Origin of the sequence: Mycobacterium conspicuum (assembly GCF_010730195.1) — a bacterium.
Taxonomy (GTDB): Bacteria; Actinomycetota; Actinomycetes; order Mycobacteriales; family Mycobacteriaceae; genus Mycobacterium; species Mycobacterium conspicuum.
The window spans coordinates 863,956-889,811 of sequence record NZ_AP022613.1; the positions used below are offsets into that span (position 1 = coordinate 863,956).

The following is a 25,856-nucleotide window of genomic DNA, read 5'->3' on the forward strand; positions in this document are numbered from 1 at the left end:
GTACCGCTACCGACCAGTAACCGAGAGGAGCCTTCCCCCGTGACCGAATCGTCGCCGGCCCCCGCCACGCTCGGGCCCGCTACCCGCGCGGCGGCCTGGGAACGGCTCGGCTCCGAGCAATTCGACGTGGTGGTCATCGGCGGCGGCGTGGTCGGTGCCGGGTGCGCGCTGGACGCGGCCACGCGTGGACTCAAGGTGGCGCTGGTCGAGGCGCGGGACCTGGCGTCGGGCACGTCGAGCCGGTCGTCGAAGATGTTCCACGGCGGCCTGCGCTACCTCGAACAGCTGGAATTCGGGCTGGTGCGCGAGGCGCTGTTCGAGCGGGAGTTGTCGCTGACCCGGCTGGCGCCGCATCTGGTCAAGCCGCTGCCGTTCTTGTTTCCGCTGACCAAGCGCGGCTGGGAACGCCCGTACATCGCCGCCGGCATCTTTCTTTACGACAGCCTGGGCGGCGCGAAATCCGTTCCGGCGCAAAAACATTTGACCCGCGCCGGGGCTTTAAGGCTGAGCCCGGGCCTGAAGCGGACGTCGCTGATCGGCGGCATCCGCTACTACGACACTGTCGTCGACGACGCCCGCCACACCATGACGGTGGCCCGCACGGCGGCGCACTACGGCGCGGTCGTGCGGACGTCGACTCAGGTGGTGGCGTTGCTGCGGGAGGGCGACCGGGTGGTCGGCGTCCGCGTTCGCGATTCCGAGGACGGCTCGATTACCGAGGTCCGCGGCCACGTCGTGGTCAACGCCACCGGGGTCTGGACCGACGAGATCCAGGCGCTGTCCAAGCAGCGCGGCCGGTTCCAGGTGCGCGCGTCCAAGGGCGTGCACATCGTGGTGCCCCGGGACCGGATCGTCAGCGACGTGGCGATCATCCTGCGCACCGAGAAGTCGGTGATGTTCGTCATCCCGTGGGGCAACCACTGGATCATCGGCACCACCGACACCGACTGGAACCTCGACCTGGCGCACCCCGCGGCCACCAAGGCCGACATCGACTACATCCTGGGCACCGTCAACACCGTGCTGGCCACCCCGCTGACGCACGCCGACATCGACGGCGTGTACGCCGGGCTGCGCCCGCTGCTCGCCGGCGAGAGCGAGGAAACCTCCAAGCTGAGCCGCGAGCACGCGGTCGCGGTGCCCGCGCCCGGGCTGGTCGCCATCGCCGGCGGCAAATACACCACCTACCGGGTGATGGCCTCCGACGCGATCGACACCGCGGTCCAGTTCGTCCCGGCCCGGGTCGCGCCGTCGATCACCGAGAAGGTGAGCTTGTTGGGCGCCGACGGCTACTTCGCGCTGATCAACCAGGCCGAACACGTCGGCGAACTGGTGGGTCTGCACCCCTACCGGGTGCGCCACCTGCTGGACCGCTACGGCGCGCTGATGGACGACGTGCTGGCCCTGGCCGCCGACCGGCCCGAGCTGCTCAGCCCCATCAAGGAGGCGCCGGGCTATTTGAAGGTGGAGGCGTTATACGCCGTCACCGACGAAGGGGCCCTGCATCTCGAGGACATCCTGGCGCGCCGGATGCGGATCTCCATCGAGTACTCGCACCGCGGCGTCGACTGCGCCCGCGAGGTGGCCGAGGTGGTCGCGCCCGTGCTGGGCTGGAGCGCCGCCGACATCGACCGCGAGGTGGCCAACTACACGGCGCGGGTGGAGGCCGAGATCCTGTCGCAGGCCCAGCCCGACGACGTGTCGGCCGACGAGCTGCGCGCCAGTGCGCCCGAGGCGCGCGCCGAAATCCTCGAGCCGGTGCCCTTAAGTTGAGGCCCGCACCCCTGCCGGTGCGCGACGGGTTGGGGCCGGTGCGGGTACGGCTGCGCGGCGGGGCGGTCCTGGCCGAGCTGACCACGCGATTCGGCGCGGCGGCGCGCGCCAAGGTGCTGGCCGGCGAGGTCGTCGACGCCGACGGCGCGGTGATCGATGCGGCCACCGTGCTGCCCGCCGGGGCCAGCGTGTACCTGTACCGTGAGCTGCCCGACGAGGTGCCGGTGCCGTTCGACATCCCCGTGCTTTATCGGGACGCCGACATCGTGGTCGTCGACAAACCGCACTTTTTGGCCACCATGCCCCGGGGGCGCCACGTCGCCCAGACCGCGCTGGTCCGGCTGCGCCGCGAACTGGGACTGCCCGAGCTCAGCCCGGCGCACCGGCTGGACCGGCTCACCGCCGGGGTGCTGCTGCTCACCGCCCGGCGGGAGTCGCGCGGCACCTACCAGACGCTGTTCGCCCGGGGTCTGGTGCGCAAGACGTACCTGGCGCGGGCGGCGGTCGATCCGGCGCTGACGCTGCCGCGGCTGGTGCGAAGCCGGATCGTCAAGCGCCGCGGTCACCTGCAGGCGGTCAGCGAGCCCGGCGTGCCCAACGCCGAGACGCTGATCGAGCTGCAAGACCGGAACGGCCTGTACCGGTTGACGCCGCGCACCGGGCGCACCCATCAACTGCGGGTTCACATGGCCTCGCTGGGGTTGCCGATTGCGGGAGACCCGTTGTACCCCAACGTTATTGACGTGCCGGCCGACGACTTTAGCACACCGCTGCGGTTGCTGGCGCAGCGCATCGAGTTCGACGACCCGCGCACGGGGCGGCGTCGGGAGTTCGTCAGCCGGCGCGGGTTAGACGCGGTTTAGTGCGGGACCCTCGGGTCCGTCAGGCCCTGCTGGATGCCCTGGTGGACGTGGTCGGAGAAAATGACGCTGTCGTCCGGGGCCGTTTCCTGGCAGCCGCAGCTGAGGACGCCGAACAGGGTGGGGTCCGCGCCGGCCGGTGCCGCCGCGGTCACAGCGGTCGAGAGGGCTAGGGCTAAACAAGCGCCGCTTACCAAAACTTTCGTGATCAAAAGGTCAGCTCTCCGCGGGTTAAGCTCGCAAAAATTCGTTTCGCCTCCCCGATGTTAGGTGCTGAAAGGCGCCGGATGGCCGCCCGTAACCCAATGCGATCAGAATTTAACGCGACGTATACAAGCCCTAGGACGCGCGCTGCGGGCAATACGTGGCCACGGACAGGCCGACGAAGTAACCGGCGTGATAGCCGTCCAGGTTGCTGTTCTTCGTCACATCGGTCGCGACCTGCACCTGCGTCCGCCCAAGCCCCAGTTCGTCGCAGACCTCATGGCCGGCGATGATCGCGGCTTGCGGTGACGCGAAGTGGATGCCCTTGGAATTGAGCGCGGCGGTGAACGTGTTGTCCGCAGCGAGGTCCGCGTAAGCGATCGGCGCCGTCGTTCCCAGGGCGCCAAGCAGCGCGATCAGCGGGATCACCCCGCCGGTGAAGATACGGGTCCGTGCCATCACTGAACCTCCCGTTGCTCAAGCGCCATTGCTGGCTCACAGCAATAAACCGCTTAGAGACATCATCGCAGGCCGGTGCGGCCCCGGTCGATCATTTTGCCGAACCGGAGGATAGCGAAGATGCAGAACCGACCGGCGCTAGCCGTTGGCGGCGGTCTCCTCGGGAGTGAACTGCGGGCAGTACACCTTGATCGCCGCGCCGACAAAGTAGCCGCAGTGGTAGGCGGGCATGGTGCTGTTGTTCAGGACTTCGGTCGCCACGTCGCTGGGCTTCTTGCCCGCTTCAAGTTCTGCGCACACGCTGTGCGCCGCCTCGATCGCGTGGGCCGGGGCGACGTGGTCGGTGATGCCCTCGGAGTTCAGCAGCGAGAGGAACTTGCTGTCGTTGGTGTCGGCGTGCGCAGCCTGCACTGCCGCCAGCGGGCCGATCAACGCGACGGTCACGGCCACGAGAAGACGGGTAACCATGTGTGGATGCTCCCTGCAGTGAAATGACTCGCTGACGCCACGCTGGGCCGCCAGTCAGCATTGAAGTTTGGGCTTTCTTTCTCGGCGACATTTTCCCGCGAGATTTGCGATCGTTGCAACCAAGCTTCGCAACGACGGGTAGTTGTACATCCGCTGTTCACCCCCCGGTTGGCTCGTTGTCGGAGACGGCGGACAGGGCCGCGAGGGCGCCGCGGGCCGAGCCGGCGACGATCGGTAATTTGACGGCATGCCGTGGGCGCGACTGCTATCGATCGGCGTGCTCGCGGTGTGTCTGGCCGGCTGCGCGGGACGGCCGGTCTCGGCCGCGACGGCGCGCGACGAGCCCGGGACATTACAGTTCGGCGGCCTCAACCGGACCTACCGCGTGCATGTGCCGCCCGGCAACGCCGCAGGTCTGGTGCTCAATTTGCACGGTGGCGGCGGCACCGGCGTCGGGCAAGAGGGCCTTTCCGACTTCGACGCCGTCGCCGACGTCGACGGCCTGCTGGTGGCCTATCCGGACGGTTACGACAAGAGCTGGGCCGACGGGCGCGGGGCGTCACCGGCCGATCGCCGTCGTGTCGACGACGTCGGATTCCTGGTGGCGCTGACGAGCAAGCTGGTCAAGGACTTCGGCATCGCCGCGGGGCACGTCTTCGTCACGGGCATGTCCAACGGGGGGTTCATGGCCAACCGATTGGGTTGTGATCGCGCTGATGTTTTTGCCGCGATCGCGCCGATCGCGGGCACCCTGGGCGCCGGTGTGGCGTGCAATCCCTCCCGGCCGGTGTCCGTGCTGGCCGCGCACGGGACCGCGGACCGGCTGGTGCCGTTCGACGGCGGGGATGTGCGCGGCCGCGGCGGGCTCAGCCACGCGGTCTCGGCTTCGAGCATGGTCGACAAGTGGCGCTCGGTCGACGGATGTCAGGGCGAGCCGTCCCAACAGGAGCTGCCCGACGCCCGAGACGGGACTTTTGTCCGACGCTTCGATTCCGCGGCGTGCGCGGCGTCCAGCGAAGTCGTCTTCTACCGCATCGACGGCGGCGGGCACACCTGGCCGGGCGGCAGGCAGTATTTGCCGCAGGCGGTCATCGGGCCCACCACGCACGCGTTCGACGCGTCGGAAGTGATTGCGGAATTTTTCCTAACCCATGCCCGCGACTAATCCGTCCGGGACTAGTCTGGCTTCAAATAGAAGTCCAATGTTTCAGGGTTTTAGCGGCTCGGTCATCGCAAAGTCGACGCAATGTTCCAAACGTTTTCCCACCGTAGTCAATGTGAGGTGTCATGGAGTTCACGGCATTGCCGCCCGAGGTCACCTCTGCGCTGATCCACGCGGGACCGGGTCCGGAATCACTCGTCGAGGCGTCCGTGGCGTGGCAGCGGCTCGGCACCAGCCTCGAGGAATCGGCGGCCGTCAATACCGCGACATTGGCGGGACTGGACGGCGCTTGGCACGGTCCGTCCGCCGCGGCGATGACCCAGGCGGTCGAGCCCTACCTCGCGTGGTTGCGCACCACGGCGGCGCAATGCCAGCAAATGGTCCTCGCGCTGCAGGACGCCGTCAGGGCGTTCAACTCCGCTCAATCGGCGGTGGTTCCGGTGGCGTCGGTGACCGCGAATCGGACCCGGTTGAAGCAATTGCTGGCCACCAATCGCTTCGGGATCAACCTGCCGGCCATCGCCGAAACCGAAGACGAATACCAGGGCATGTGGGCGAACAACTCGGCGGCGATGAGCCGGTACGAGGCGGCCTCGGCGCAGGCCACCACGCTGCCAATGTTCAGCGCGCCGGCCGCGATTGCCAACCCGGCCGCCCAGGCCGGTGCGACGGCCGCCGCGGCCACAACTACGACGACGACCAAGGCGGCCATGACGCCGGCCTCGATCGTGTCGGACCTGGTCACTTTCGACCCGAACGCCGGCTGGTTCGGGCTGGCCAACACCTACGCCAACCAGTTCATCTCGTCCGGCTTTCCGATCAACCTGCTCAGCTACGTGGCGCAGAACACGTCGGCGCAGGCCCTGCAGACCGTGGGCGGCGACATCGGTACGGGGCTCTCGGAGGGTCAGTCGGCGCTGGGCGCGGGGGCGGGCGCGTTCGGCGCCGCCGGGTTGTCCGCCGAGCCGACGGCGGCGATCGGCATCGGGGTGTCGATGGGCAAGCTGACCGCGCCGCCCGCGGTGGTGGGCCTGTTGCCCGCATCGCAAGTGCCGGTGCAGCTGGCGTCGACGGCCACCCCGATCACCGCGTCAGATTCCGGTTTCCCCATGCCGCCGCTGATGCCGCCGCCGATCTCGTCGGCCGGCAGCGGTTGGCGCAAACGCAAGCAGCAGAAGTACGACGACATCTCGATCGGCGCCGAGCTCAAGGGCACCGTGATGCCGCGCCCGCCCTCGGCCGGCTGAGCTACTGGCCGTGCCGCGGGCAGAACGCCGCGATGCTGACCCCGACGAAAAACCCGGCGTGGTAACCGTCCAGGTTGCTGTTCTTCGTCACGTCGGTTGCCACGTCGGACGACTGCCTGCCCAGGTCGAGTTCGTCGCAGACCTCATGGCCGGCGATGATCGCGGCCTGCGGTGAGGCGAAGTTGATGCCCTTGCCTTTCAGGGCGGACAGGAACGTGGAGTCGACGGCGTCGGCGTGCGCGGTCGGGGCCGCCACCGCCACGAGGCTGAGTAGCGCGGCCAACGGGGCGGCCCTACCAAGGCCGCCCAGTGATCGCACAGGGCTCGGCGAACGCACGTGGATGGTCGTCCTTTCTGAACCCTGCCGCTGACGGCAAGCCAAGCGTTGCCACTGCATCATCGCACGCAACCTGACAGTCTTGTGCACGCTTGGGCCGGGCGCGCGATCGGTAACCCTAGCGACATCCCGTAGGCGCTCAGCGTTGGCATGCCGGACACCAGTACGCCACCCGTTCGGCGGTGTCGTCGAAGTGGATGCGTGTGCCGCAGCGGCGGCACGGTTCACCGGCTCGCCCGTAGACCCACAGCTGCCGGCCGGGTCGGGTGTCGCCGGTGGTGCAGCGGTTCCAGCGGAACCGGTTGATCCACAGCATGTTCCGGGCGCGGGCGAGCAGGCGTGCCGGATCGGCGACCTGGCCGACCGGCGCGGTGGGCAAATGCCCGCTGACGAAACACAATTCGTTGCAGTAGACGTTGCCCACCCCGGCCAGCACCCGCTGATCCAGCAGTGCCGCGGCCAGGGGGCGGTCCGGGTGTGCGGTCAGATTGGCCGCGGCGAGCTGCGGATCCCAATCCTCGCCCAGCAGATCGGGTCCCAGATGCGCGACGACGTCGCCGTCCCGGGCCCGCTCCAGGACCTCGAGCACGCCCAGATCGACACCGACGGCTCGAACTTCGTTGGCTTCCAGGATGATTCGCGCCCGGTGATCCACTTTCACCGGACGGCTTCCGACCCGCCAACTGCCGTCCATCTTCAGATGCGAATGGATGCTGGACCGCCCGATCCTGATGAACAGGTGCTTGCCCCGGCTGAGCACCTCGTCCACCACCTGCCCGGTGAGGTCGACGGTCGCGTACCTTGGCACCCGGATGTCGCAGCGGGTCAGGGTGCGCCCGGCCAGGTGCTGTCGCAGTGTGGCCGCGGTGTGCCAGACGGTGTCACCCTCGGGCATGGTTCATCCCCCGATCACCTGAGCCGCAACCCGCGAGGCGTGCGGGCGAAGCCCGCGTCACAGAGGACATCGGCCACCGAGCCGGGGCCGCCCTGAGGCTGCAGCGCGGGCGCCCCGTCGACGCGCTCGATCAGGATCGATGCGACGCGCCGGGTGGCGACCAGGTCGGCCAGGGCCGCGGCTGCCGCGTGATCGGCCGCGGGATCGCTGGTGAAGGTCAGCAGCGACCGTCCGCCGCGCTCCAGGAACCAGGCCAGTGCGCCGTCGACCAGCACGACCAGTGCCCCGGCCTTGCGACCGGGCCGGGCCGCGCCCTCGGTGGCCGGTTCGGGCCAGGGCAGTGCCGCGCCGTAGGGATTGGCCGGGTCGGCGGCGGCCAGCACCACCGCGAGGTGTTCGGGCCGTTGCTGGTCGACACCGTCGAGGTAGCTGCGCAGCCGGTCGACGGTGGACGCGACGGCGAACTGGGCGCCACCCAGCGACTCGACGAAATACCCGCGCTGGCACTTGCCGGCTTCCTCGAACGTGCTCAGCACCTTGTACAGGGTGGCGAATCCGCCGGGCACGCCCTCGGCCGCGACGGCGCCCTTGGTCAGCACACCGTGGCGGGTCAACAGCAGCTCGGCCTGGTAGTGGGCCCGCAGCGTGGAATCCGGCTCGGGTGTGGGCAGGGCCGACCATCGCCCGGCCACCGTCGGATCCGTGCTGCGGTGCTGCGGGTTGGCGATGCTGTACCGGCTCAGCCGCGGCGGCCGGTGGGCCCGGTGCGCGGGCGCCGAGCGTTTGCGGTTGCCGGTGCCGCCGAGCAGGGCGCGCACCGGAGCGAACGTGTCGCCGGTGACCCGCCCGGCCCAGATCAGTTCCCACAGTGCGGCTTTGAGGTCGGACTCGCTGTGGCCGTCCTGTGCGAGCTGGCGGAAAAAGTACGCGCCGCCGCCGGCCAGGGTGTCCAGGATCGCGCGGTGGGTGTCGGTCAGGTCGATCTCGGCGGGTGCGGCCAGGGTCAGGGCGGCGGAGTCGCTGGGATGCAGCGCGATCCAGCCGTCGCTGCTGGAGATCGACCCGGCGCCGGACCAGGTGATCTCCCCGGTCGCGAGCAGCTCGTCGAGCATCGCCGGCGAATAGTCGCGGACCCGCGGGGCCAACACCAGCGGTTCGATCGCCGAGGCGGGAATCCGGACGCCGGCCAGCTGGTCGACGACGGCCAGCAGGCCGTCCACACCATGCGCGGACCCGCCCAGGTGATGCCAGGCCGGCAGGAACCGCCCGTAGGCGGCGGTGCTGACCGGCTCGACCTGGGCGCGCAGCGCGGCCAACGAGCGGCGCCGCAGGATGCGCAGCACCTCGGCGTCGCACCATTGTTCGCCGCCGCCGGAGAGCTCCCCGGCCGCGACGAAGTCGCCGCGCACCAGCCGGCCGTCAGACCTTGCTGGGTCGGCCAGTCGGCCCAGCACGTCGGCCGTCACCCGCAGTCCCAACCCGAACCGGGCGGCGGCTTCGGCGGTGGTGAACGGGGTGTGGGTGCGCGCATAGCGGCCCAGCAGTTCGCCCAGCGGGTCGGCCACCGCCGCGGTGAAGGTGGCGGGCACGCCCAGCGGGACGGCCACGCCGACGCCGTCGCGCAGCCGGCCGATGTCCTCGACGGCCACCCACCAGCTGCGGCCGGCGAACGTCACCGTCAGCGCGCGTCGGGCCGCGCGCAGGCCCTCCAACCAACCCCCGACGTCGTCGGCGGTAGATCGCGCCGCGATCTCGTCTTCGGTGAGCGGGCCGAGCAGGCGCAGCAGGTCCGCGACGGCCTCGGCGTCGCGGGCGGCCCGGTCGTCGGACAGGTGCTGCAGCTGGCGGCCGGTCGCGGCGATGACCTCGGGATCGAGCAGTTCGCGCAGCTCGACACGGCCGAGCAGCTGGGCCAGCAGCGTGCTGTCCAGCGAGAGCGCCGCGGCGCGGCGCTCGGCAAGCGGGCTGTCGCCCTCGTATATGAACGCGCCGACATAGCCGAACAACAGTGACGCCGCGAACGGTGACGGCTGCGTGGTTTCGGCCTCCAACACCCGCACCCGGCGCCCGGCGATGCCGCTCATCAGCTCGACGACGGCGGGCACGTCATAGACGTCTTGCAGGCATTCCCGGATCGCCTCCAAGACGATCGGGAAGTCGGGGTATTTGCGCGCCACATCCAGCAGCTGGGCCGCGCGCTGGCGCTGATGCCACAGCGGCGAGCGGCGGCCGGGGTGTCGGCGAGGCAGCAGCAGCGCGCGGGCCGCGCATTCGCGGAACCGCGACGCGAACAACGCCGAACCGCCCACCTCGGCGGTGACGATCGGGTCGATCTCGTCGGCGTCGAAGACGAACAGCTCGGCACCCGGCGGGGTTTCATCGAGGGTGTCGGGCAGGCGCACCACGATGCCGTCGTCGGAGGCGGTGGGCTTCTCGTCGATGCCGTAGCGTTCGCGCAGCCGCCGGCCCACGGCCAGCGCGAGCGGCCCGTGCACCCGCAGCCCGTAGGGCGAGTGCAATATCACCCGCCAGTCGCCCAGCTCGTCGCGGAACCGCTCGACCAGCAGGGTGGTGTCGGTGGGCACCACGGCGGTGGCGGTGCGCTGGTCGTCCAGCAACACCCACAGGTTGTCGGTGGCGTAGCCGTCGAAACCCAAAGCGGCGCAACGCTTGTCGAACGCGTCGCGATCCAGGCCGGCCAGTTCGCCGGTGAACGCGCCGAGCGCGGCGCCGAGCTCGGCCGGGCGGCCCTCGCCGTCGCCGTGCCAGAACGGCAGCCGGGCGGGCTGGCCCGGGGCGGGGACGACCAGCACCCGGTCGTGGGTGATCTCGGTGATCCGCCAACTGGTGGCCCCCAGCGAGATCACGTCACCGGGACGCGACTCGTAGACCATCTCTTCGTCGAGTTCGCCTACCCGCGAAGGCTTTTCGGCCTCGGAAGCGAGGTAGACGGTGAACATCCCGCGGTCGGGGATGGCGCCACCGGAGGTCACGGCCAGCCGCTGCGCACCGGGCCGCGCGGTCAGGGTGCCGGCATCGCGGTCGTACACCAGCCGCGGTCGCAGCTCGGCGAATTCGGTGGACGGATACTTGCCGCTCAACAGGTCCAGGGTGGCCTCGAACACGTCGCGCGGCAGCGTCGCGAACGGCGCGGCCCGCCGCACCGTGTCGAACCACCGGTCGGCGTCCAGCGGCTCCAGCGCGGCCGCCGCCACGGTGTGCTGCGCCAGGATGTCGAGCGGGTTGGCGGGTACCCGCATCGTCTCGATCTGTCCGGTGAGCATCCGCTGCACGCTGATCGCGCAGCCGATCAGGTCGGTGCGGTGCTTCGGGAACAGCACCCCGCGCGAGACCTCGCCGACCTGGTGTCCGGCCCGCCCGATGCGTTGCAGGCCGCTGGCCACCGATGGCGGCGCCTCCACCTGGATCACCAAATCGACCGCGCCCATGTCGATGCCCAGCTCCAGGCTCGACGTCGCCACCACCGCCTTGAGCTGCCCGTGCTTGAGCGCCTCTTCGACCACGGCGCGCTGCTCCTTGCTGACCGAACCGTGGTGGGCGCGGGCCAGTTCCGGGGGCGCGCCGAAGGTCTGGCCGCTGCCCATGAGGTGGGCGGGCGCGCCGCCGGCCACCTTCGGGTTGGTTGCCACCGCGAGCTCGACACCGCTGCGTTCGGCGTGAATCTCGTTGAGCCGTGCGGTGAGTCGTTCCGCGAGTCGCCGCGAATTGGCGAACACGATGGTCGAACCGTGGGATTCGATCAGGTCGACCAGCCGCGCCTCCACGTCGGGCCAGATGGTGTTGTCGGTCAGGTTGGCCATGTCCGGCACCGGCACCTGCACGGTCAGCTCGACGGTCTTGGCCGACGTGGGAGCGACGATGGAGGTCGGCGCCCCGCCGGACAAGAACCGCGCCAGCTCCTCGGGCGGGCGCACGGTCGCCGACAACCCGATGCGCTGCGCGGGCTTGCCCGTTTCACCCGCCCGCAGCGCGTCGAGGCGCTCCAGCGACAGGGCCAGGTGCGCGCCCCGCTTGCCGCCGGCGATGGCGTGGATCTCGTCGACGATGACGGTCTGCACCCCGGCCAGGGTCTCGCGGGCGGCCGAGGTCAGCATCAGAAACAGCGACTCGGGGGTGGTGATCAGCACATCGGGCGGCTGGCTGATGAGTTGGCGGCGCCGCGCGGGCGGGGTGTCTCCCGAGCGGACCCCGACGCTGATATCGGGTGGGGGCAGGCCGCGGCGCTCGGCGATGCGGGTGAGCCCCGCCAGCGGGGTGCGCAAATTGCGCTCGACGTCGACGGCCAGCGCCTTGAGCGGCGAGATGTACAGCACCCGCGTGCCGGGGCGCCGCTCGGGCGCGCCGGCGAGGCTGGCAAGAGTATCCAGGGCCCACAGGAACGCCGCCAGCGTCTTGCCGGAGCCGGTCGGCGCGACGACGAGGGTGTTCTTCCCGTCGGCGATGGCCGTCCAGGCGTCGGCCTGCGCGGTGGTGGGTGCGGCGAAGGTGCTGGTGAACCATTCGCGGGTGATCGCGCTGAATCGATCCAACGCTTCAACCGGGTCGGTGCTCACCTACCCATGGTGCCAACAGACACCGACAAAGCTACCGCGGCTCGATGGCCGCGGTCTCCATCGCATGGGACAGCTCGGCGGGAATCTCGGGCACCCGGGCGATCGCGTCGAACAGCGCGTGGGCGCACGAGTCGGCCAGGCGGTCGGCGTCGGTGGTGGGGTCCATAATCCGCTGACGGCAGACCTCGAAGGTGAACGCCAGCCAGCCGTTGCAAATCACCCGCAGGTCCCGCTCGATGTCGGCTTCCAGCTTCGCCCCCGGAACCTTGGACACCACCTCGTTGATGCGCGCCATCATGTGTTCCAGCTGCTTGTTCTTGGCCTCGTCGGACGTGCCCAGCAGAACCGGGTCCGACCGGCCCAGCCCGACATACGCCGCCCAGGCGGCCTCGGGGTTCTGCTCGTGGTAGGCGAAGTAGGCCATCACGCCCATCCGCACCTCGTCGAACATCGTCAGCCCGTGGGCTTGGTCCTTGTTGGTGGACTGGTACAGGCGGTCGGCCTCGTCCTTGACAACCGCGGCGAAAAACGCCCGCTTATCGGGAAAATAGTGATACATCAGTGCCCGTGACACCCCAGCCCGCTCAGCGATCTCGTCGATGCGGACCTCGTCGTACGGCCGCTTCCCGAAGACCTCTGCCCCCAGAGCGAGCAGCTCAGCGCGGCGGTCCTCGGGGGATAACCGCCTCCTGGCTACCATGTGTCAGATAGTACTCATGACTATTAAGCGGTTTATCGCGCCGCTCTTTAGCGACACCCGTGCCGTGCGCCGACCGCAATTCGCCCGAATAGTTGACCGCCTTAGGCGGCATTCGGCGACGGTAGCCGGGGTGCCTCGGGCAATGCCGGCCTGAGTCCGCCGACGGGTGTTTTACCGTGCTCAGGGTGGGTATCCGGACCAGGCGACTTTGAAATGTAATCAATTCGCCACGCGGAGCGATTTAGCTAGCGGTGGGCTGACAGCAGCACCAGTAGCCGAGCGCGGGGATACGAGGAAACACCATGCAGAGGGTGCATCAGCATCAGCCGTCGGGCGGTGATCGCCTGGGGCAGGAGGACGGTGAGGTTCGCGCCGCCATCCGATTCGCGGTCATATCTGCGGTCGTCGGCGTCGGTTTCGTCATCATGGCCGCGGCGTGGGTGAGCACCTGCAACGGGATGAGCGTCGACACGGTGGCCTGTGGAGCGCCGGAACGCACGCTGCTGGCGTTCGTCGGGCCGGCGATCTTGCTCGTCGCCGGGTTGTGGGCGTTCCTGCGGACCTACCGGGTCTGGCGCGACGAGGGCACGTGGTGGGGATGGCACGGCGCCGGCTGGTTTTTGCTGACGCTGATGGCGGTGACGGTGTCCATGAGCGTGTCGTCGATCGCCGGTCCGGTGCTGGCGCTATAAGCGCTTTAAGGCCGTTCTTAGCCCGAAACATGTTGGCGCAGCGCGCCTTTGGTGTCCGCCCGGTTCGCGTTGCCGTCGGCCAGATTCCACTGCTCGTCGATGCTGGCCACCCGGCGGACTTCCACGACAAACCACAGTGCCGCGGCCACCGTGGCGAGCACCGCGACGAGCACGGTCGTGGCGAGCCACTCGTAGTGTCGGTAGGCGGCGGCCGCCAAGGCGCCGATCACTCCGAAAAATGCCACACCCAGCAGGATGAACCCGGGCCAAAAGAGGTTGTCCTTCATCGTGATGCCAGCGTGCGGCTGGGTGGTCCGGAAGTGATCCGTCGGGTCGTGATGCCTGTCGCCCATCACCCCTCCCTTCTAACTCCCTGCGCCGTCAAGGACGAGATAGAAGAAATGCTACTCACTCGGCGAACCGGGCGGAACGTGCGAATTCGGCGCTAACCAGCGGTTCGTAACCCGCTCAGGCGGAGCGCGCGCTCCTGCCGCCGAGCGTGTCCGGCAGGGAGATCGCGCCCACCGTCGTCACCAGCCACACCACGATCGTCGCGGCGATCCAGGACACCGCGCCGCGGATGACGATCCCGTGCGTCAGCGCCGCCGAGAGGCTCAACGCGACGAACGTCAGCACCAGTCCGGTGCCACCCAGGAGCAGCGACGCATAACCGTGCGGCAACCGCGAGATCAGCAGGGACAGCACCAGCTGCGTCACCGAGAACAACACCACCGCGACGATGAACCCCGACCTCGACACCGCCACATGGGGGACAACCGAGGCCGCCACCAGCAGCCCGATCGCCCACGATCCCAGAAGCACCACTGCCCGCGGCAGAATTTGCCTCATAACGGATAAGTGTAGGTCTGCGCGCTTGCGCTGTTAAGAACTCCGCCGCGCATATAGCCTGCTGCTGGGTTATTTGCCACGCCGAGCGGGTATGAGGTCTAGACCATGATGAAGTGCCGGTGGTTGTGCGTTAGCGTGATTGACCCGGAGCGTGGGATAACCGAACGACGCACCAAAGCAGATAGCCAGTAGATAGCCGAAGAATGCCAATAACCACATGATCAATATGATCAGCGCTGATCCCGGCGGTCACCGCGACCCGGTTCGCGCTGCGCGCCCGACGCGTATCGGGCAGCGATCATGACTGACCGGCTCGAACGTAGCGTCCAGGACGGGTCCTACGATGAGCGCCAAAAGGAACAGGGTGTCAGTGAGACGTTGCCGGGAGAGCAGATGATCGATGCCGAATCGCGCGCCAACAAGCGCCAACAAGGCCAGCGCGCCGTGGAGTTGCACGTTGCTGCTCGGCTGGAGAATCTGGCGATGCTGCGCACGCTGGTCGGTGCGATCGGCACCTTCGAGGACCTGGATTTCGATGCCGTGGCGGACCTGAGGCTCGCGGTGGACGAAGTGTGCACCCGGCTGATCCGCTCGGCCACTCCGGATGCCACCCTGGTTGTCATCGTCGATCCGCGCGACGACGAATTGGTGGTCGAGGCTTCCGCGGCATGTGACACTCACGACGTGGTGGCACCGGGCAGCTTCAGCTGGCACGTCCTGACTTCGCTCGCCGACGACGTGCAGACCTTCCACGACGGGCGCGATCCCGACGAGTCCGGCAGTGTCTTCGGCATCACACTGACGGCGCGACGGGCGGCCTCCAGCCGGTGACTTCGCGAGAAGCCGGCGATTCAACTTCCCGACCGAATGAATACGCCGATGTCCCGGACATGTTCCGTGAGCTGGCGAGCTTTTCCGCGGACTCGACGGAGTTGCAGCGCCACCGCGACAAGATTGTCGAGCGGTGCCTGCCGCTGGCCGACCACATCGCCCGGCGATTCGAGGGCCGCGGCGAACCGCGCGACGACCTCGTCCAGGTCGCCCGGGTCGGGTTGGTCAATGCGGTGGTGCGCTTCAACGTCGAGACCGGATCCGATTTCGTGTCGTTCGCGGTGCCCACGATCATGGGCGAGGTCCGGCGGCACTTCCGGGACAACAGTTGGTCGGTCAAGGTTCCGCGGCGCCTAAAGGAACTGCACCTGCGATTGGGCGCGGCCACGGCCGAACTGTCGCAACGGCTCGGTCGGGCGCCCACCGCGACCGAACTCGCCGCGGAACTCGGCATGGACCGCGAAGAAGTGGTCGAGGGTCTGGTCGCGGGCAGCTCCTACAACACGCTGTCCATCGACAGCGCCGGCACCGGGGGCGACGACGACGACGCCCGCGCGATCGCCGACACGCTGGGCGACGTCGACACCACCCTGGACCGGATCGAAAATCGGGAGGCGCTGCGTCCCTTGCTGGAGGCGCTGCCGGAACGCGAACGAATGGTGTTGGTGCTCAGGTTTTTCGAGAGCATGACGCAGACCCAGATCGCCGAGCGGGTCGGCATCTCACAGATGCACGTGTCGCGCCTGTTGGCCAAATCGCTAGCGCGATTGCGGGACCAACTGGAGTAGGGGGCGCGGCTCGCCCGCAGCGGGCTCGTCCGAAACGAAGTCGGGTAGCGCATCGGTGGTCGGAAGTGTGTCGTCTGGGTCGCAGATTCGCAGCACCCTCTCCGCCGCGCGACCCGATACCAGGACCCACGGCACGCCCGCACCCGAACATACGACGTTGATCCGGTGCAGCGCCGAAAAGCCTGCAGTGCCAAAGAAATTCAGGCCGCGCAGGTCCACGATCAGTTGGCTCGACTCGAGGCTGGCGCGCTCGACGAGCGCGGTGAGATGATTGGCGTTTGCGGCGTCGATTTCGCCGTGTGCGGTGATCACGGTGGCCAACGGGCCTGGGCGAACACTGAATTCGGCGCTGCCGCTGCGCTGCCATGATTGGGTCACAGTCATTGCTGACTCCCCTCGGTAAGGTTGCGGTTCGTGCGGTGGATCGCGTCAGTCAACTGCGAAAAATTCGGGGGGGTAGGGAATTCGCCTCCCCGGCGCGCTGCTGACGGTTTCCGGGCGGCTGTGAACTCAACCTCTTTCGAACAGTACCCGCGCTCGGTCTGCCCCACAACGCGAGGCAGCCGATTCTTAGAGTCGCTGGTCAGGCGGGCCGGATTGCCCGGCATCACTTGATTTCTGCGAGCACCGTGCCCTGGGTGATGGCAGCACCGGCCTCGACCGCGAGCCCGGTGATGGTCCCCTCCTTGTGCGCCGTGACCGGGTTCTCCATCTTCATCGCCTCGAGGACCACCACGAGATCGCCGACGGCGACCTGCTGGCCCTCTTCGACGGCGACCTTGACGACGGTGCCCTGCATGGGGGCGGTCACCGCGTCACCGGAGGCCGCCGCCCCGCCGTGCGAGCCCCGCTTGCGCGGCTTGGGCTTCTTGCGGACGACGCCGACCGCGTCGGGCGTGCCGTTGCCCAGCGCCAGGTCGCCGGGCAGGGACACCTCGAGTCGGCGGCCGTCGACCTCGACGACGACCTTCTGCCGCGGCCGGTTGTCCTCCTCGTCGAGCGGTTCACCACCGGTGAACGGCTCGATGGTGTTCTCCCACTCGGTCTCGATCCAGCGGGTGTGCACGCTGAAGCCGTTATCGTCGCCGACGAACGCCGGGTCTCTGACCACGGCACGGTGGAACGGGATCACCGTGGCCAGGCCCTCGACGTGGAATTCGTCCAGCGCCCGGCGGGAGCGTGCCAGCGCCTCCTCGCGGGTGGCGCCGTACACGATCAGCTTGGCCAGCATCGAGTCGAACTGGCCGCCGATCACCGAGCCGCCCTCGACGCCGGAGTCCACCCGGACACCGGGGCCGGTGGGGATGTCGTAGCGGGTGACCGGGCCGGGGGCGGGCAGGAAGCCGCGCCCGGCGTCCTCGCCGTTGATCCGGAACTCGATGGCGTGCCCGCGCGGCGTCGGGTCGTCGGTGATGTCCAGCTTGTCGCCATTGGCGATCTTGAACTGCTGGAGCACCAGGTCGATGCCCCCGGTCTCCTCGGTGACCGGGTGCTCGACCTGCAGGCGGGTGTTGACCTCGAGGAACGAGATCAGGCCGTCCTGGCCGACCAGGTACTCGACGGTCCCGGCGCCGTAGTAGTGCGCCTCCTTGCAGATCCGCTTGGCGGATTCGTGTATCTCTTTGCGCTGCGCGTCGGTCAGGAAGGGCGCCGGCGCCTCTTCCACCAGCTTCTGGAAGCGGCGCTGCAGCGAGCAGTCGCGGGTGCCGGCCACCACGACGTTGCCGTGCTGGTCGGCGATCACCTGCGCCTCGACGTGGCGGGGCTTGTCGAGGTAGCGCTCGACGAAGCACTCGCCGCGGCCGAACGCCGCGACGGCCTCGCGGGTGGCCGATTCGAACAGCTCGGGGATCTCTTCGATGCTGCGGGCCACCTTCATGCCGCGGCCGCCGCCGCCGAAGGCCGCCTTGATCGCGACCGGCACGCCGTACTCCTTGGCGAAGGCCACCACCTCGTCGGCGTCCTTGACCGGGTCGGGGGTACCGGGCACCAGCGGCGCCTGCGCGCGGGCGGCGATGTGGCGGGCGGTGACCTTGTCACCGAGGTCGCGGATCGACTGCGGGCTGGGCCCGATCCAGATCAGGCCGGCGTCGATGACCGCCTGCGCGAAATCCGCGTTCTCCGAAAGGAATCCGTAGCCGGGGTGGATGGCGTTGGCACCCGACTTGGCGGCGGCGTCGAGGATCTTGCCGAAGTCCAGGTAGGACTCCGCCGAGGTCTGCCCGCCGAGGGCGAAGGCCTCGTCGGCCAGCCGCACGTGCGGCGCGTCGGCGTCGGGCTCGGCGTAGACCGCCACGCTGGGCAGGCCCGCATCGCGGGCCGCCCGGATCACCCGGACGGCGATCTCGCCGCGATTGGCGACGAGCACCTTGGCGATCCTCGAGCTGGCGTGACTGGCCACTGCGCCTCCTGTAGGGCTGGTTTTTGGTCTTTAAGAGATTTTCTTACAAGTCTTGTCCCGGGAAGTTTAGGCGGCGCGCCGCGGCCGCTGGCACCCGGCCACCCGACAACCGGCTCAAGCGCTATCCCGCACCCGGCGCTTGATCCGGGTGAGCATCGCCGACATTCCGCGCAGCCGCAGCGGGCTGATCAGGGCGGCCAGACCGAGCTCGGTGTAGAAATCCTCGGGCACGGCCAGGATGTCGGCGGCGGGCTGTTCGTCGAGGCCCGCGGCCAGGATCGCGGCGAATCCGCGGGTGGTCGGGGCTTCCGGGGGCGCGCTGAAATACAGCCGGACCCGGGTGGGGTCGTGCGCGTCGACGTGCAGAAACAGCGGGGACTGGCATTCGGGCACCGGCTCCATCGCCGCCTCTTCCAGGTCAGCGGGCAGGGCCGGCAGTTCGTTGGCGAACTCCAAAAGCAGGTTCAGCTTGTCCTGGCCCTGGACTTCGGCGAAGTCGGACACCACGTCGGCCAGGGGTGCGGGCAGACTCATCAAACCGGCACGACTCCGGGTGCTTGTCCTGGTTCGGAACCGGCCACGATCGGCACCCGCACGGCGTTGCCCCACTCGGTCCACGATCCGTCGTAGTTGCGCACGCCCGGCTTGCCCAGCAGGTGGGTGAGCACGAACCAGGTGTGGCTGGACCGCTCGCCGATGCGGCAGTACACGACGGCTTGGTCGTCCGGCGTGACGAAGTCATACAGCCGTTCCAACTCCTCGCGGCTGCGGAATCGGCCGCTCTCGTCGGCGGCCTTGGCCCACGGGATCGACCGGGCGGTGGGGATGTGGCCGGCGCGCAGCGCACCCTCCTCCGGGTAGTCGGGCATGTGGGTCCGCTGGCCGGTGTACTCCTCGGGCGAGCGCACGTCGATCAGCGGTTCGGTGCCGAGGATGCCCAGCACGTCTTCCTTGAACGCGCGGATCGGCTCGTCGTTGCGCTGCACGACGGGATAGCCGGTCGAGGTCTTGGTGGGGACGGCCAGCGTGGTTTCGCGGCGTTCGGCCAACCACAGGTCCCGCCCGCCGTTGAGCAGGCGCACGTCGGGGTGGCCGAACAGGGTGAACACCCATAGCGCGTAGGCGGCCCACCAGTTGTTCTTGTCGCCGTAGATCACCACGGTGTCGTCGCGGGCGATGCCCTTGCGGTCCATCAATTCGGCGAACTGCTGGCCGTCGATGTAGTCGCGCACCCGGGGATCGTTGAGGTCGGTGTGCCAGTCGATCTTCACCGCTCCGGGAATGTGGCCGACGTCGTAAAGCAGGACGTCCTCGTCGGATTCGACGATCGCCAGGCCGGGGGCTCCCATCTGCGACGAGAGCCAGTCGGCGGTGACGAGCCGTTCGGGGTGGGCGTATTCCGACAGCGTGGGGCTTGGATCCGCGGGAAGTGGCACGTAATCGAGCCTACCGTCGCGCGGGTCACCGCCGACACTGCAACCAGGCACACGACACGCCGCGGCGGGTGTGCGTGGGTTCAGTCTCGCGAACCCCACAGCGCGGCGACGGACAGGCCGGCCGCCCGCAGCAGCGAGCGCAACAGCGGCAGGCTCAAGCCGACCACGTTCCACGGGTCGCCGTCGACCCCGTCGATGAACCACCCGCTCAGGCCGTCCAGGGTGAACCCGCCGGCGACCCGCAACGATTCACCCGATGCCAGGTAGGCCTCCAGGTCATCGGCCGACGGTGTCCCGAAATGCACTGTGGTGATTGATGTTTCGGTGTTGGTGTGGACGATCTTGTGGTCCAGGCACCGGATCAGGCAATGGCCGGTGTAGAGCCGGCCGGCGCGGCCGGCCATCGACTGCCACTGCCGCCGCGCGTCGGCCACCGTTTCCGGCTTGCCGCAGAGCCCTCCGTCGAGGTGCAGCATCGAATCACAGCCGATCACAACGCAATCCGCGGTGACGGGGCCCTCCAGTCGGGCGGCGACCCGCTCGGCCTTGGCCCGCGCGAGCGCGGACACCATCTCCTCCGGCGGGGCATCGGGACCCAGTCGCTGCGCGATCAGATCCTCGTCGACACCGGAGACCACGACCAGCGGCTCGACGCCGGCCTGGCGCAGCACCTTGAGCCGGCCGGGCGAGGCCGACCCCAGCACCAGCCGGGTCAATGCCGCATGTGGAGGCGTTCCTGCATGGTCACCCGCTGGAAGTTGGTGATCGCATACCGCAGCCGGTCCACCGGGAGCCCCCAACGGGTGCGCTCCTGCGGTGGGGGTGGCGGCGCGCTGCCCGCGCTGCCCAGCACGGCGATCAGCGCGGCCAGTTCGGCGTCGGTGGGATGCCCCTTGAGGACCTGGATGTGCGGCTCGTGCGGCTGCTGTTCGCTCACAGTGGGATGTTCCCGTGCTTCTTGGGCGGCAGGTGGGATATCTTGCGTTCCAGCAGGCGCAGCGCGGTGGCGACGTAGCCGCGGGTGTGCGACGGCGGGATCACCGCGTCGATGAAGCCCCGCTCGGCCGCCACGTAGGGGTTGACCAGGGTGTCCTCGTACTCCTGCTGCAGCTCCAACCGCAGCGCGTCGACGTCCCGGCCCTCCTTGGCGGCCTCCTTGAGCTGCTGCCGGTAGACGAAGCCCACCGCGCCCGAGGCGCCCATCACCGCGATCTGCGCGGTGGGCCAGGCGATGTTGACGTCGCAGCCCATGTCCTTGGAGCCCATGACGCAGTAGGCGCCGCCGTAGGCCTTGCGGGTGATGACGGTGATCTTCGGGACGGTCGCCTCGCCGTAGGCGAAGAGCAGCTTGGCGCCGCGGCGGATGATGCCGTTGTATTCCTGCCCGGTGCCGGGCAAGAAGCCGGGCACGTCGACGAGCATGACGATCGGGATGTTGAAGCAGTCGCAGGTCCGCACGAACCGGGCCGCCTTCTCCGAGGCGTTGATGTCCAGGCAGCCGGCGAACTGGGTGGGCTGGTTGGCCACGATCCCGACCGGGCGGCCTTCGATGCGCCCGAACCCGACGACGATGTTCTGCGCGTAACCCGCCTGAATTTCCAGGAATTCGTCGTCGTCGAGGATGCGGGTGATCACCTCGTGCATGTCGTAGGGCTGGTTGGGGGAGTCCGGGATCAGGGTGTCCAGCTCGATGTCTTCGGCGGTGAGGTTGTCCTCGATGGAGCCCTCGGGATGCGGTTCGGCGAAGCGCGGCGGGTCGGTGAAGTTGTTCGGCGGCAGGTAGCTCAGCAGGTCGCGGACCCAGTCGAAGGCGTCCTGCTCGCCGGAGGCGACGTAGTGCAGCGTGCCCGACTTGGCCATGTGGGTGTGGGCGCCGCCGAGCTCCTCCATGGTGACGTCCTCGCCGGTGACCGTCTTGATGACGTCGGGCCCGGTGATGAACATCTGGCTCGTCTGGTCGACCATGATGACGAAGTCGGTCAGCGCGGGCGAGTACACGTGCCCGCCGGCGGCCGCGCCCATGATCAGCGAGATCTGCGGGACGACGCCCGAGGCCAGGATGTTGTTGCGGAAGATCCGGCTGTACAGGCCCAGCGAGACGACGCCCTCCTGGATGCGTGCGCCCGCGCCGTCGTTGATGCCGATCAGCGGGCGGCCGGTCTTGATCGCCAATTCCTGGACCTTGACGATCTTCTCGCCGTACACCTCGCCGAGGCTGCCGCCGAACACCGTGGCGTCCTGGCTGAAGATGCACACGTCGCGGCCGTCGATGGTGCCGTACCCGGTGACGACGCCGTCGCCGAGCGGGCGGTTGGATTCCAGCCCGAAGTTGGTGCTGCGGTGCTTGGCCAGCGCGTCGAGCTCGACGAACGAATCCTCGTCCAGCAGGGCGTAGACCCGCTCGCGCGCGGTCAGTTTGCCCTTGGCGTGCACCTTCTCGACGGCGTCCTCACCGACCGGGTGCAGCGCCTCTTCTCGGCGTTTGTGCAGCTCGGCGAGCTTGCCCGCGGTGGTGTGGATGTCGACGGTGTGCTCGGCCGCGGGCTCCGCGGTATGAGCGGAGTGGTCGGTAACGCTTGTCATGGGACTCGATGTTACGGGCGGAGATACTCTCTGCTGACTATGGGCACGGTCGACTGGGACGAAGAACATGACGTGCTCGTCGCCGGATCGGGCGGCGGCGGTGTCACCGGCGCATACACGGCCGCGCGCGAAGGCCTCGACGTCCTACTGGTCGAGGCGACCGACAAGTTCGGCGGCACCACCGCCTATTCCGGCGGGGGCGGCGTGTGGTTTCCGTGCAACCCCGTGCTGGTGCGCGCCGCCGCCCCTGGCTCCTTCGACGACACCATCGAGGACGCGCTGACCTACTACCGCGCCGTTGTCGGCGACCGCACCCCGCGCGAATTGCAGGAAACCTTCGTCCGCGGCGGCGCGCCGCTGATCGAGTACCTGGAGCTCGACGCCAACCTGAAATTCGTGCCGCTGCCCTGGCCCGATTACTTCGGCAAGGCGCCCAAGGCCCGGCTGGACGGTCAGCGACACATCGCGGCCAAGCCACTGAAGGTGGCGGCCGCGCCCGAACTGCGCGAGGTGATCCGCGGGCCGCTGGACAACGACCGGCTCGGCACCGCACCCCCCGCCGACTACTACATCGGGGGCCGCGCGCTGATCGCGCGCTTCCTCACCGCCATCGGGCAGTACCCCAACGCCGCGACGCGGCGGGACACCGCGCTGGTCGAACTGGTGCGCTCGGAGGGCCGCGTGACCGGCGCGATCGTCGAGAGCGCGGGGCAGCGTCGCGCCATCCGCACCCGCCGGGGGGTGCTGCTGGCCGCCGGCGGCTTCGAAAGCAACGACGAGCTGCGCCGACGATTCGGTGTGCCCGGCGTCGCGCGGGACACGATGGGTTCGCCCGGGAGCCGCGGCCTGGCGTTGCAGGCCGGCATCGCGGCTGGCGCGGACATCGACCTGATGGATCAGGCGTGGTGGTCGCCGGGGATGACCCATCCCGATGGTCGCTCCGCGTTCGCGCTGTGGTTCACCGGCGGCATCTTCGTCAACCAGAACGGCGACCGGTTCGTCAACGAGTCCCGGGCCTATGACCGGGCCGGCCGCGAGATCATCGCGCAGCTGCGCGACGGCTCAATCACGTTGCCGTACTGGATGATTTACGACGACAAGGAGGGTGAGGTGCCGCCGGTCAAGGCCGCCAACGTCACCATCGTCGAGACCGAGAAATACGTCGCGGCCGGGCTGTGGCACACCGCGGACACGCTAGAGGAGTTGGCCGCGAAGATCGGCGTGCCGCCCGAGCGGCTGAGCGCAACTGTCAAGCGGTTCAACGCATTCGCCGCCGCCGGCGTCGACGAGGATTTCGGGCGCGGCGACGAGGCGTTCGATCGCGCATTCTCCGGTGGCGCCTCGCCGATGGTGCCCATCGACTCACCGCCGTTTCACGCCGCCGCGTTCGGCATTTCGGACCTGGGCACCAAGGGCGGGCTGCGCACCGACACGGCGGCGCGGGTGCTCGACACCTCGGGTCGGCCGATCCCCGGCCTGTACGCGGCCGGCAACACGATGGCCGCGCCCAGCGGCGAGGCGTATCCCGGGGGCGGCAACCCGATCGGGACGAGCATGCTGTTCAGCCACCTGGCCGTGATGGACATGCTCGAACGGGCCGCCCGGTGACGGCTCCGCTGGACCAGGACGCGCTGCGCGCCGCGGCGGCCGACGCCGGTTGGCGGCAACTGGACGTGGTGGCGCGGACCGCATCCACCAACGCCGACCTGCTGGCCCGCGCCGCGTCAGGCATCGACATCGGCGGGGCGGTGTTGATCGCCGAGCACCAGACCGCGGGCCGCGGGCGGCACGGCCGGGCCTGGTCGGCCGCCCCGCACGCGCAGATCATCATGTCGGTCGGCGTCAGCGCCGCGGAAGTCCCGACGCAGGCCTGGGGCTGGTTGTCGCTGGCCACCGGCGTCGCCGTGATCGACGCGGTATCCCCGCTGATCGAGGGCGCGGGCCTCAAGTGGCCCAACGACGTCCTGGTCAAGGGCGGCAAGCTGGCGGGCATCCTGGCCGAGGTGGCACGGCCGTCGGTGGTGATCGGTCTCGGGCTCAACGTCGCGCCGGCCCCCGCCGACGTCCCCGGTGCGACCTCGCTGGTGCAGCTGGGCGTCGCCCCCGACCGGGAATCGCTCGTCGTCGGCCTGTTGCGCGCGCTGGGCGGCCGGATCGCCCAGTGGCGCGGCGCCGACCCCCAGTTGGCCGCCGACTACCGGGCGTGCAGCCTGACCATCGGGTCGCGGGTGCGGGCACAACTGCCCGGCGGCGACGAGGTCGTCGGAACCGCGACCGGCATCGATGCGCGCGGCCAGTTGTGCCTGGACACCGGGGGTACGCCGGTGGTGATTTCGGCCGGCGACGTGGTGCACCTGCGTTAGGGTCTGCGATTGTGGGCTATCCGGAGAATGTCCTGGCCAACGGTGAGCGGGTCGTCCTGCATCACCATCCGCATTGGAAGCGGCTGATCTGGCCCGTCGTCGTGCTCGTGCTGGCGACCGCGCTGGCCGCGTTCGGATCCGGCTACGTGAACTCGACGCACTGGGGCCAACCCACCAAGAACGTGGTCTACGGGGTCATCTGGGCGATCTGGCTGGTGATCGTCGGCTGGCTCACGCTGTGGCCGTTTCTGACCTGGCTGACCACCAATTTCGTCGTCACCAACCGGCGGGTGATGTTTCGGCATGGGGTCGCCACGCGCAGCGGCATCGACATCCCGCTGGCGCGGATCAACAGCGTGGAATTCCGAGACAAGCTGTGGGAGAGGATGTTTCGCACCGGGACGCTGATTATCGAATCCGCGTCACAGGATCCGTTGGAATTCAACGACATTCCGCAGCTGCGTAACGTGCACGCGCTGCTGTATCACGAGGTTTTCGACACCGGATCCGACGAGCCCGGGTCACCCAGCTGACCGAACCGGTTAGCCCTGCGGTTACGCCAGGCGCGCAACAGCGTGACGTTTCCGTCCAAGCCGCTTTCGATCTCGTCCTCCAAGACCTCGGCGATACCCCCGGCGGTGAGCGATTCCAGCGCCTTCTCGGGGTTGCGCGCGAACTGGTCGGGGAACACCCAGCGCCGGAACGCCCAGAACCGGAACGCCATCTGCAGCAGGTTGCCGATGATGTAGGCCGAGATGAAGTCGGCGATGTTTTCCACCGTCAGCGACACCGTCGGGACCCGCAGTCCGAAGACGTAGCTGGACACCCACAGCGGGGCCATGCTCAGCAACACACCCACGCCGCTGAACGCGAAGAACAGCAACGCCTCGTGATGGCGCTCGCGCCCGCCACGGTCGCGGAAGCTCCACTCCCGGTTCAGGATGTAGGACGCGATGACCGCGACGATGCCGGCGATCACCTTGGCGGTGACCGGCTTGGACTCCAGCACGGTCAGCTTCAGCGTGTAGAAGATCGCCGAGTCGATGATGAATGTGGTGCCCCCGACGATGGCGAATTTGATCAGCTCGTGATGGCGCAGCGCAAGCGGCTGGATGAACCGGGGCAGGCGCGCGATGGTGGCGTCGGCAAAGGACACAGCACGCCAGTTTACGGACGGACGCGAAATCGATGCAAAAGGCTTCGTCACAATTTCGCTTCCCGGCACGTCAACTGA

General features: G+C 68.8%; 26 protein-coding genes. 10 read left to right on the top strand and 16 right to left on the bottom strand.

Annotated elements, in window-relative coordinates:
* The first annotated feature begins 39 nt into the window (after positions 1-39).
* Positions 40-1,773, top strand: coding sequence for a glycerol-3-phosphate dehydrogenase/oxidase (locus tag G6N66_RS04110; protein WP_085231520.1), 1,734 nt, complete (start codon positions 40-42; stop codon positions 1,771-1,773).
* Positions 1,770-2,636 carry a pseudouridine synthase gene (locus G6N66_RS04115; protein ID WP_139825064.1) on the top strand — a complete coding sequence of 289 codons (867 nt, stop codon included), beginning with the start codon at positions 1,770-1,772 and terminating at the stop codon, positions 2,634-2,636. The genes G6N66_RS04110 and G6N66_RS04115 overlap by 4 nt, the downstream gene beginning before the upstream one ends.
* Positions 2,637-2,972: 336 nt before the next feature.
* Here G6N66_RS04115 and G6N66_RS04120 read toward each other — a convergent pair whose 3' ends face one another.
* Together G6N66_RS04120 and G6N66_RS04125 are read right to left on the bottom strand one after the other, a co-directional pair.
* On the bottom strand, positions 2,973-3,296 hold the full coding sequence (locus tag G6N66_RS04120) for a DUF732 domain-containing protein (RefSeq protein WP_085231517.1): 324 nt from the start codon (positions 3,294-3,296) through the stop codon (positions 2,973-2,975).
* Positions 3,297-3,434: 138 nt separating this feature from the next.
* Positions 3,435-3,764: a DUF732 domain-containing protein gene (locus G6N66_RS04125; protein WP_085231516.1), complete on the bottom strand. Its 330-nt coding sequence runs from the start codon at positions 3,762-3,764 to the stop codon at positions 3,435-3,437.
* A 247-nt stretch (positions 3,765-4,011) separates the two neighbouring features.
* Between G6N66_RS04125 and G6N66_RS04130 the strand changes: the two genes are divergently transcribed.
* Together G6N66_RS04130 and G6N66_RS04135 are read left to right on the top strand one after the other, a co-directional pair.
* Complete coding sequence (locus tag G6N66_RS04130) at positions 4,012-4,929, top strand: extracellular catalytic domain type 1 short-chain-length polyhydroxyalkanoate depolymerase (protein WP_085231515.1); 918 nt, start codon at positions 4,012-4,014, stop codon at positions 4,927-4,929.
* A gap of 122 nt (positions 4,930-5,051) precedes the next feature.
* A complete protein-coding gene (locus G6N66_RS04135) occupies positions 5,052-6,173 on the top strand; it encodes a PPE family protein (protein ID WP_085231514.1) in 1,122 nt (373 codons plus the stop codon).
* 1 nt (position 6,174) lies between these two features.
* On the opposite strand, the gene G6N66_RS29295 is transcribed toward G6N66_RS04135, so the two are convergent.
* The 4 genes from G6N66_RS29295 to G6N66_RS04155 all read right to left on the bottom strand — a co-directional run bounded on the left by G6N66_RS29295 (position 6,175) and on the right by G6N66_RS04155 (position 12,679).
* Positions 6,175-6,429: a DUF732 domain-containing protein gene (locus tag G6N66_RS29295; protein ID WP_232079200.1), complete on the bottom strand. Its 255-nt coding sequence runs from the start codon at positions 6,427-6,429 to the stop codon at positions 6,175-6,177.
* A gap of 220 nt (positions 6,430-6,649) precedes the next feature.
* On the bottom strand, positions 6,650-7,405 hold the full coding sequence (gene nei2 / locus G6N66_RS04145; protein WP_085231513.1) for an endonuclease VIII Nei2: 756 nt from the start codon (positions 7,403-7,405) through the stop codon (positions 6,650-6,652).
* 14 nt (positions 7,406-7,419) lie between these two features.
* Positions 7,420-11,979 carry an ATP-dependent helicase gene (locus G6N66_RS04150; protein ID WP_085231512.1) on the bottom strand — a complete coding sequence of 1,520 codons (4,560 nt, stop codon included), beginning with the start codon at positions 11,977-11,979 and terminating at the stop codon, positions 7,420-7,422.
* A gap of 31 nt (positions 11,980-12,010) precedes the next feature.
* Positions 12,011-12,679, bottom strand: a complete 669-nt coding sequence (locus G6N66_RS04155) for a TetR/AcrR family transcriptional regulator (protein ID WP_085231511.1) — start codon at positions 12,677-12,679, stop codon at positions 12,011-12,013.
* Positions 12,680-12,981: 302 nt separating this feature from the next.
* On the opposite strand from G6N66_RS04155, the gene G6N66_RS04160 reads away from it, so the two are divergent.
* A complete protein-coding gene (locus G6N66_RS04160; protein WP_085231510.1) occupies positions 12,982-13,371 on the top strand; it encodes a hypothetical protein in 390 nt (129 codons plus the stop codon).
* A 17-nt stretch (positions 13,372-13,388) separates the two neighbouring features.
* Here the strand turns inward: G6N66_RS04160 and usfY are convergent, their stop codons facing one another.
* The gene (gene usfY, locus G6N66_RS04165) at positions 13,389-13,724 is read right to left on the bottom strand and encodes a protein UsfY (RefSeq protein ID WP_085231509.1); all 336 of its coding nucleotides are present in this window, start codon (positions 13,722-13,724) and stop codon (positions 13,389-13,391) included.
* A 115-nt stretch (positions 13,725-13,839) separates the two neighbouring features.
* Positions 13,840-14,220, bottom strand: coding sequence for a hypothetical protein (locus tag G6N66_RS04170; RefSeq protein WP_085231508.1), 381 nt, complete (start codon positions 14,218-14,220; stop codon positions 13,840-13,842).
* Positions 14,221-14,613: 393 nt separating this feature from the next.
* On the opposite strand from G6N66_RS04170, the gene G6N66_RS04175 reads away from it, so the two are divergent.
* Together G6N66_RS04175 and G6N66_RS04180 are read left to right on the top strand one after the other, a co-directional pair.
* Positions 14,614-15,051: an ATP-binding protein gene (locus G6N66_RS04175; protein ID WP_085231573.1), complete on the top strand. Its 438-nt coding sequence runs from the start codon at positions 14,614-14,616 to the stop codon at positions 15,049-15,051.
* Positions 15,048-15,839, top strand: a complete 792-nt coding sequence (locus G6N66_RS04180) for an RNA polymerase sigma factor SigF (RefSeq protein WP_085231507.1) — start codon at positions 15,048-15,050, stop codon at positions 15,837-15,839. The genes G6N66_RS04175 and G6N66_RS04180 overlap by 4 nt, the downstream gene beginning before the upstream one ends.
* Here the strand turns inward: G6N66_RS04180 and G6N66_RS04185 are convergent.
* From G6N66_RS04185 to G6N66_RS04215, 7 genes are all read right to left on the bottom strand, one after another.
* Positions 15,810-16,223, bottom strand: a complete 414-nt coding sequence (locus tag G6N66_RS04185) for an STAS domain-containing protein (RefSeq protein WP_232079201.1) — start codon at positions 16,221-16,223, stop codon at positions 15,810-15,812. The two genes, G6N66_RS04180 and G6N66_RS04185, sit on opposite strands and share 30 nt — an antisense overlap.
* 223 nt (positions 16,224-16,446) lie before the next feature.
* Complete coding sequence (locus G6N66_RS04190) at positions 16,447-18,240, bottom strand: acetyl/propionyl/methylcrotonyl-CoA carboxylase subunit alpha (protein WP_085231506.1); 1,794 nt, start codon at positions 18,238-18,240, stop codon at positions 16,447-16,449.
* 114 nt (positions 18,241-18,354) lie between these two features.
* On the bottom strand, positions 18,355-18,774 hold the full coding sequence (locus G6N66_RS04195; protein ID WP_085231505.1) for a cysteine desulfuration protein SufE: 420 nt from the start codon (positions 18,772-18,774) through the stop codon (positions 18,355-18,357).
* The gene (locus tag G6N66_RS04200) at positions 18,774-19,676 is read right to left on the bottom strand and encodes a sulfurtransferase (protein WP_085231504.1); all 903 of its coding nucleotides are present in this window, start codon (positions 19,674-19,676) and stop codon (positions 18,774-18,776) included. Before G6N66_RS04200 ends, G6N66_RS04195 begins: the two co-directional genes overlap by 1 nt.
* Positions 19,677-19,756: 80 nt before the next feature.
* Complete coding sequence (locus G6N66_RS04205; RefSeq protein WP_085231503.1) at positions 19,757-20,392, bottom strand: Maf family protein; 636 nt, start codon at positions 20,390-20,392, stop codon at positions 19,757-19,759.
* Positions 20,389-20,652 (bottom strand): acyl-CoA carboxylase subunit epsilon, encoded by a 264-nt coding sequence (locus G6N66_RS04210; protein WP_085231571.1) that lies wholly within the window; start codon positions 20,650-20,652, stop codon positions 20,389-20,391. Before G6N66_RS04210 ends, G6N66_RS04205 begins: the two co-directional genes overlap by 4 nt.
* Positions 20,610-22,259, bottom strand: a complete 1,650-nt coding sequence (locus G6N66_RS04215; RefSeq protein ID WP_085231502.1) for an acyl-CoA carboxylase subunit beta — start codon at positions 22,257-22,259, stop codon at positions 20,610-20,612. Before G6N66_RS04215 ends, G6N66_RS04210 begins: the two co-directional genes overlap by 43 nt.
* A 39-nt stretch (positions 22,260-22,298) precedes the next feature.
* On the opposite strand from G6N66_RS04215, the gene G6N66_RS04220 reads away from it, so the two are divergent.
* Genes G6N66_RS04220 through G6N66_RS04230 form a run of 3 tightly spaced genes read left to right on the top strand, consistent with a single transcriptional unit; the run spans position 22,299 to position 25,155 of the window.
* Entirely contained in the window at positions 22,299-23,867 is a 1,569-nt protein-coding gene (locus G6N66_RS04220; RefSeq protein WP_085231501.1) for an FAD-binding protein, read from the top strand.
* On the top strand, positions 23,864-24,622 hold the full coding sequence (locus G6N66_RS04225; protein ID WP_139825063.1) for a biotin--[acetyl-CoA-carboxylase] ligase: 759 nt from the start codon (positions 23,864-23,866) through the stop codon (positions 24,620-24,622). The genes G6N66_RS04220 and G6N66_RS04225 overlap by 4 nt, the downstream gene beginning before the upstream one ends.
* A gap of 11 nt (positions 24,623-24,633) precedes the next feature.
* Positions 24,634-25,155, top strand: coding sequence for a PH domain-containing protein (locus G6N66_RS04230; RefSeq protein WP_085231500.1), 522 nt, complete (start codon positions 24,634-24,636; stop codon positions 25,153-25,155).
* Here the strand turns inward: G6N66_RS04230 and G6N66_RS04235 are convergent.
* Positions 25,107-25,778 (bottom strand): GtrA family protein, encoded by a 672-nt coding sequence (locus tag G6N66_RS04235; protein ID WP_085231499.1) that lies wholly within the window; start codon positions 25,776-25,778, stop codon positions 25,107-25,109. The two genes, G6N66_RS04230 and G6N66_RS04235, sit on opposite strands and share 49 nt — an antisense overlap.
* Between the last annotated feature and the right edge of the window lie 78 nt (positions 25,779-25,856).

Coding starts and splice junctions, on each gene's coding strand:
- G6N66_RS04120 (WP_085231517.1), bottom strand. CDS start 3,296: ATGGCACGGACCCGTATCTTCACCGGCGGGGTGATCCCGCTGATCGCG.
- G6N66_RS04125 (WP_085231516.1), bottom strand. CDS start 3,764: ATGGTTACCCGTCTTCTCGTGGCCGTGACCGTCGCGTTGATCGGCCCG.
- G6N66_RS04130 (WP_085231515.1), top strand. CDS start 4,012: ATGCCGTGGGCGCGACTGCTATCGATCGGCGTGCTCGCGGTGTGTCTG.
- G6N66_RS04135 (WP_085231514.1), top strand. CDS start 5,052: ATGGAGTTCACGGCATTGCCGCCCGAGGTCACCTCTGCGCTGATCCAC.
- nei2 (WP_085231513.1), bottom strand. CDS start 7,405: ATGCCCGAGGGTGACACCGTCTGGCACACCGCGGCCACACTGCGACAG.
- G6N66_RS04155 (WP_085231511.1), bottom strand. CDS start 12,679: ATGGTAGCCAGGAGGCGGTTATCCCCCGAGGACCGCCGCGCTGAGCTG.
- G6N66_RS04160 (WP_085231510.1), top strand. CDS start 12,982: ATGCAGAGGGTGCATCAGCATCAGCCGTCGGGCGGTGATCGCCTGGGG.
- usfY (WP_085231509.1), bottom strand. CDS start 13,724: ATGGGCGACAGGCATCACGACCCGACGGATCACTTCCGGACCACCCAG.
- G6N66_RS04170 (WP_085231508.1), bottom strand. CDS start 14,220: ATGAGGCAAATTCTGCCGCGGGCAGTGGTGCTTCTGGGATCGTGGGCG.
- G6N66_RS04175 (WP_085231573.1), top strand. CDS start 14,614: ATGATCGATGCCGAATCGCGCGCCAACAAGCGCCAACAAGGCCAGCGC.
- G6N66_RS04185 (WP_232079201.1), bottom strand. CDS start 16,223: ATGACTGTGACCCAATCATGGCAGCGCAGCGGCAGCGCCGAATTCAGT.
- G6N66_RS04195 (WP_085231505.1), bottom strand. CDS start 18,774: ATGAGTCTGCCCGCACCCCTGGCCGACGTGGTGTCCGACTTCGCCGAA.
- G6N66_RS04215 (WP_085231502.1), bottom strand. CDS start 22,259: ATGACAAGCGTTACCGACCACTCCGCTCATACCGCGGAGCCCGCGGCC.
- G6N66_RS04220 (WP_085231501.1), top strand. CDS start 22,299: ATGGGCACGGTCGACTGGGACGAAGAACATGACGTGCTCGTCGCCGGA.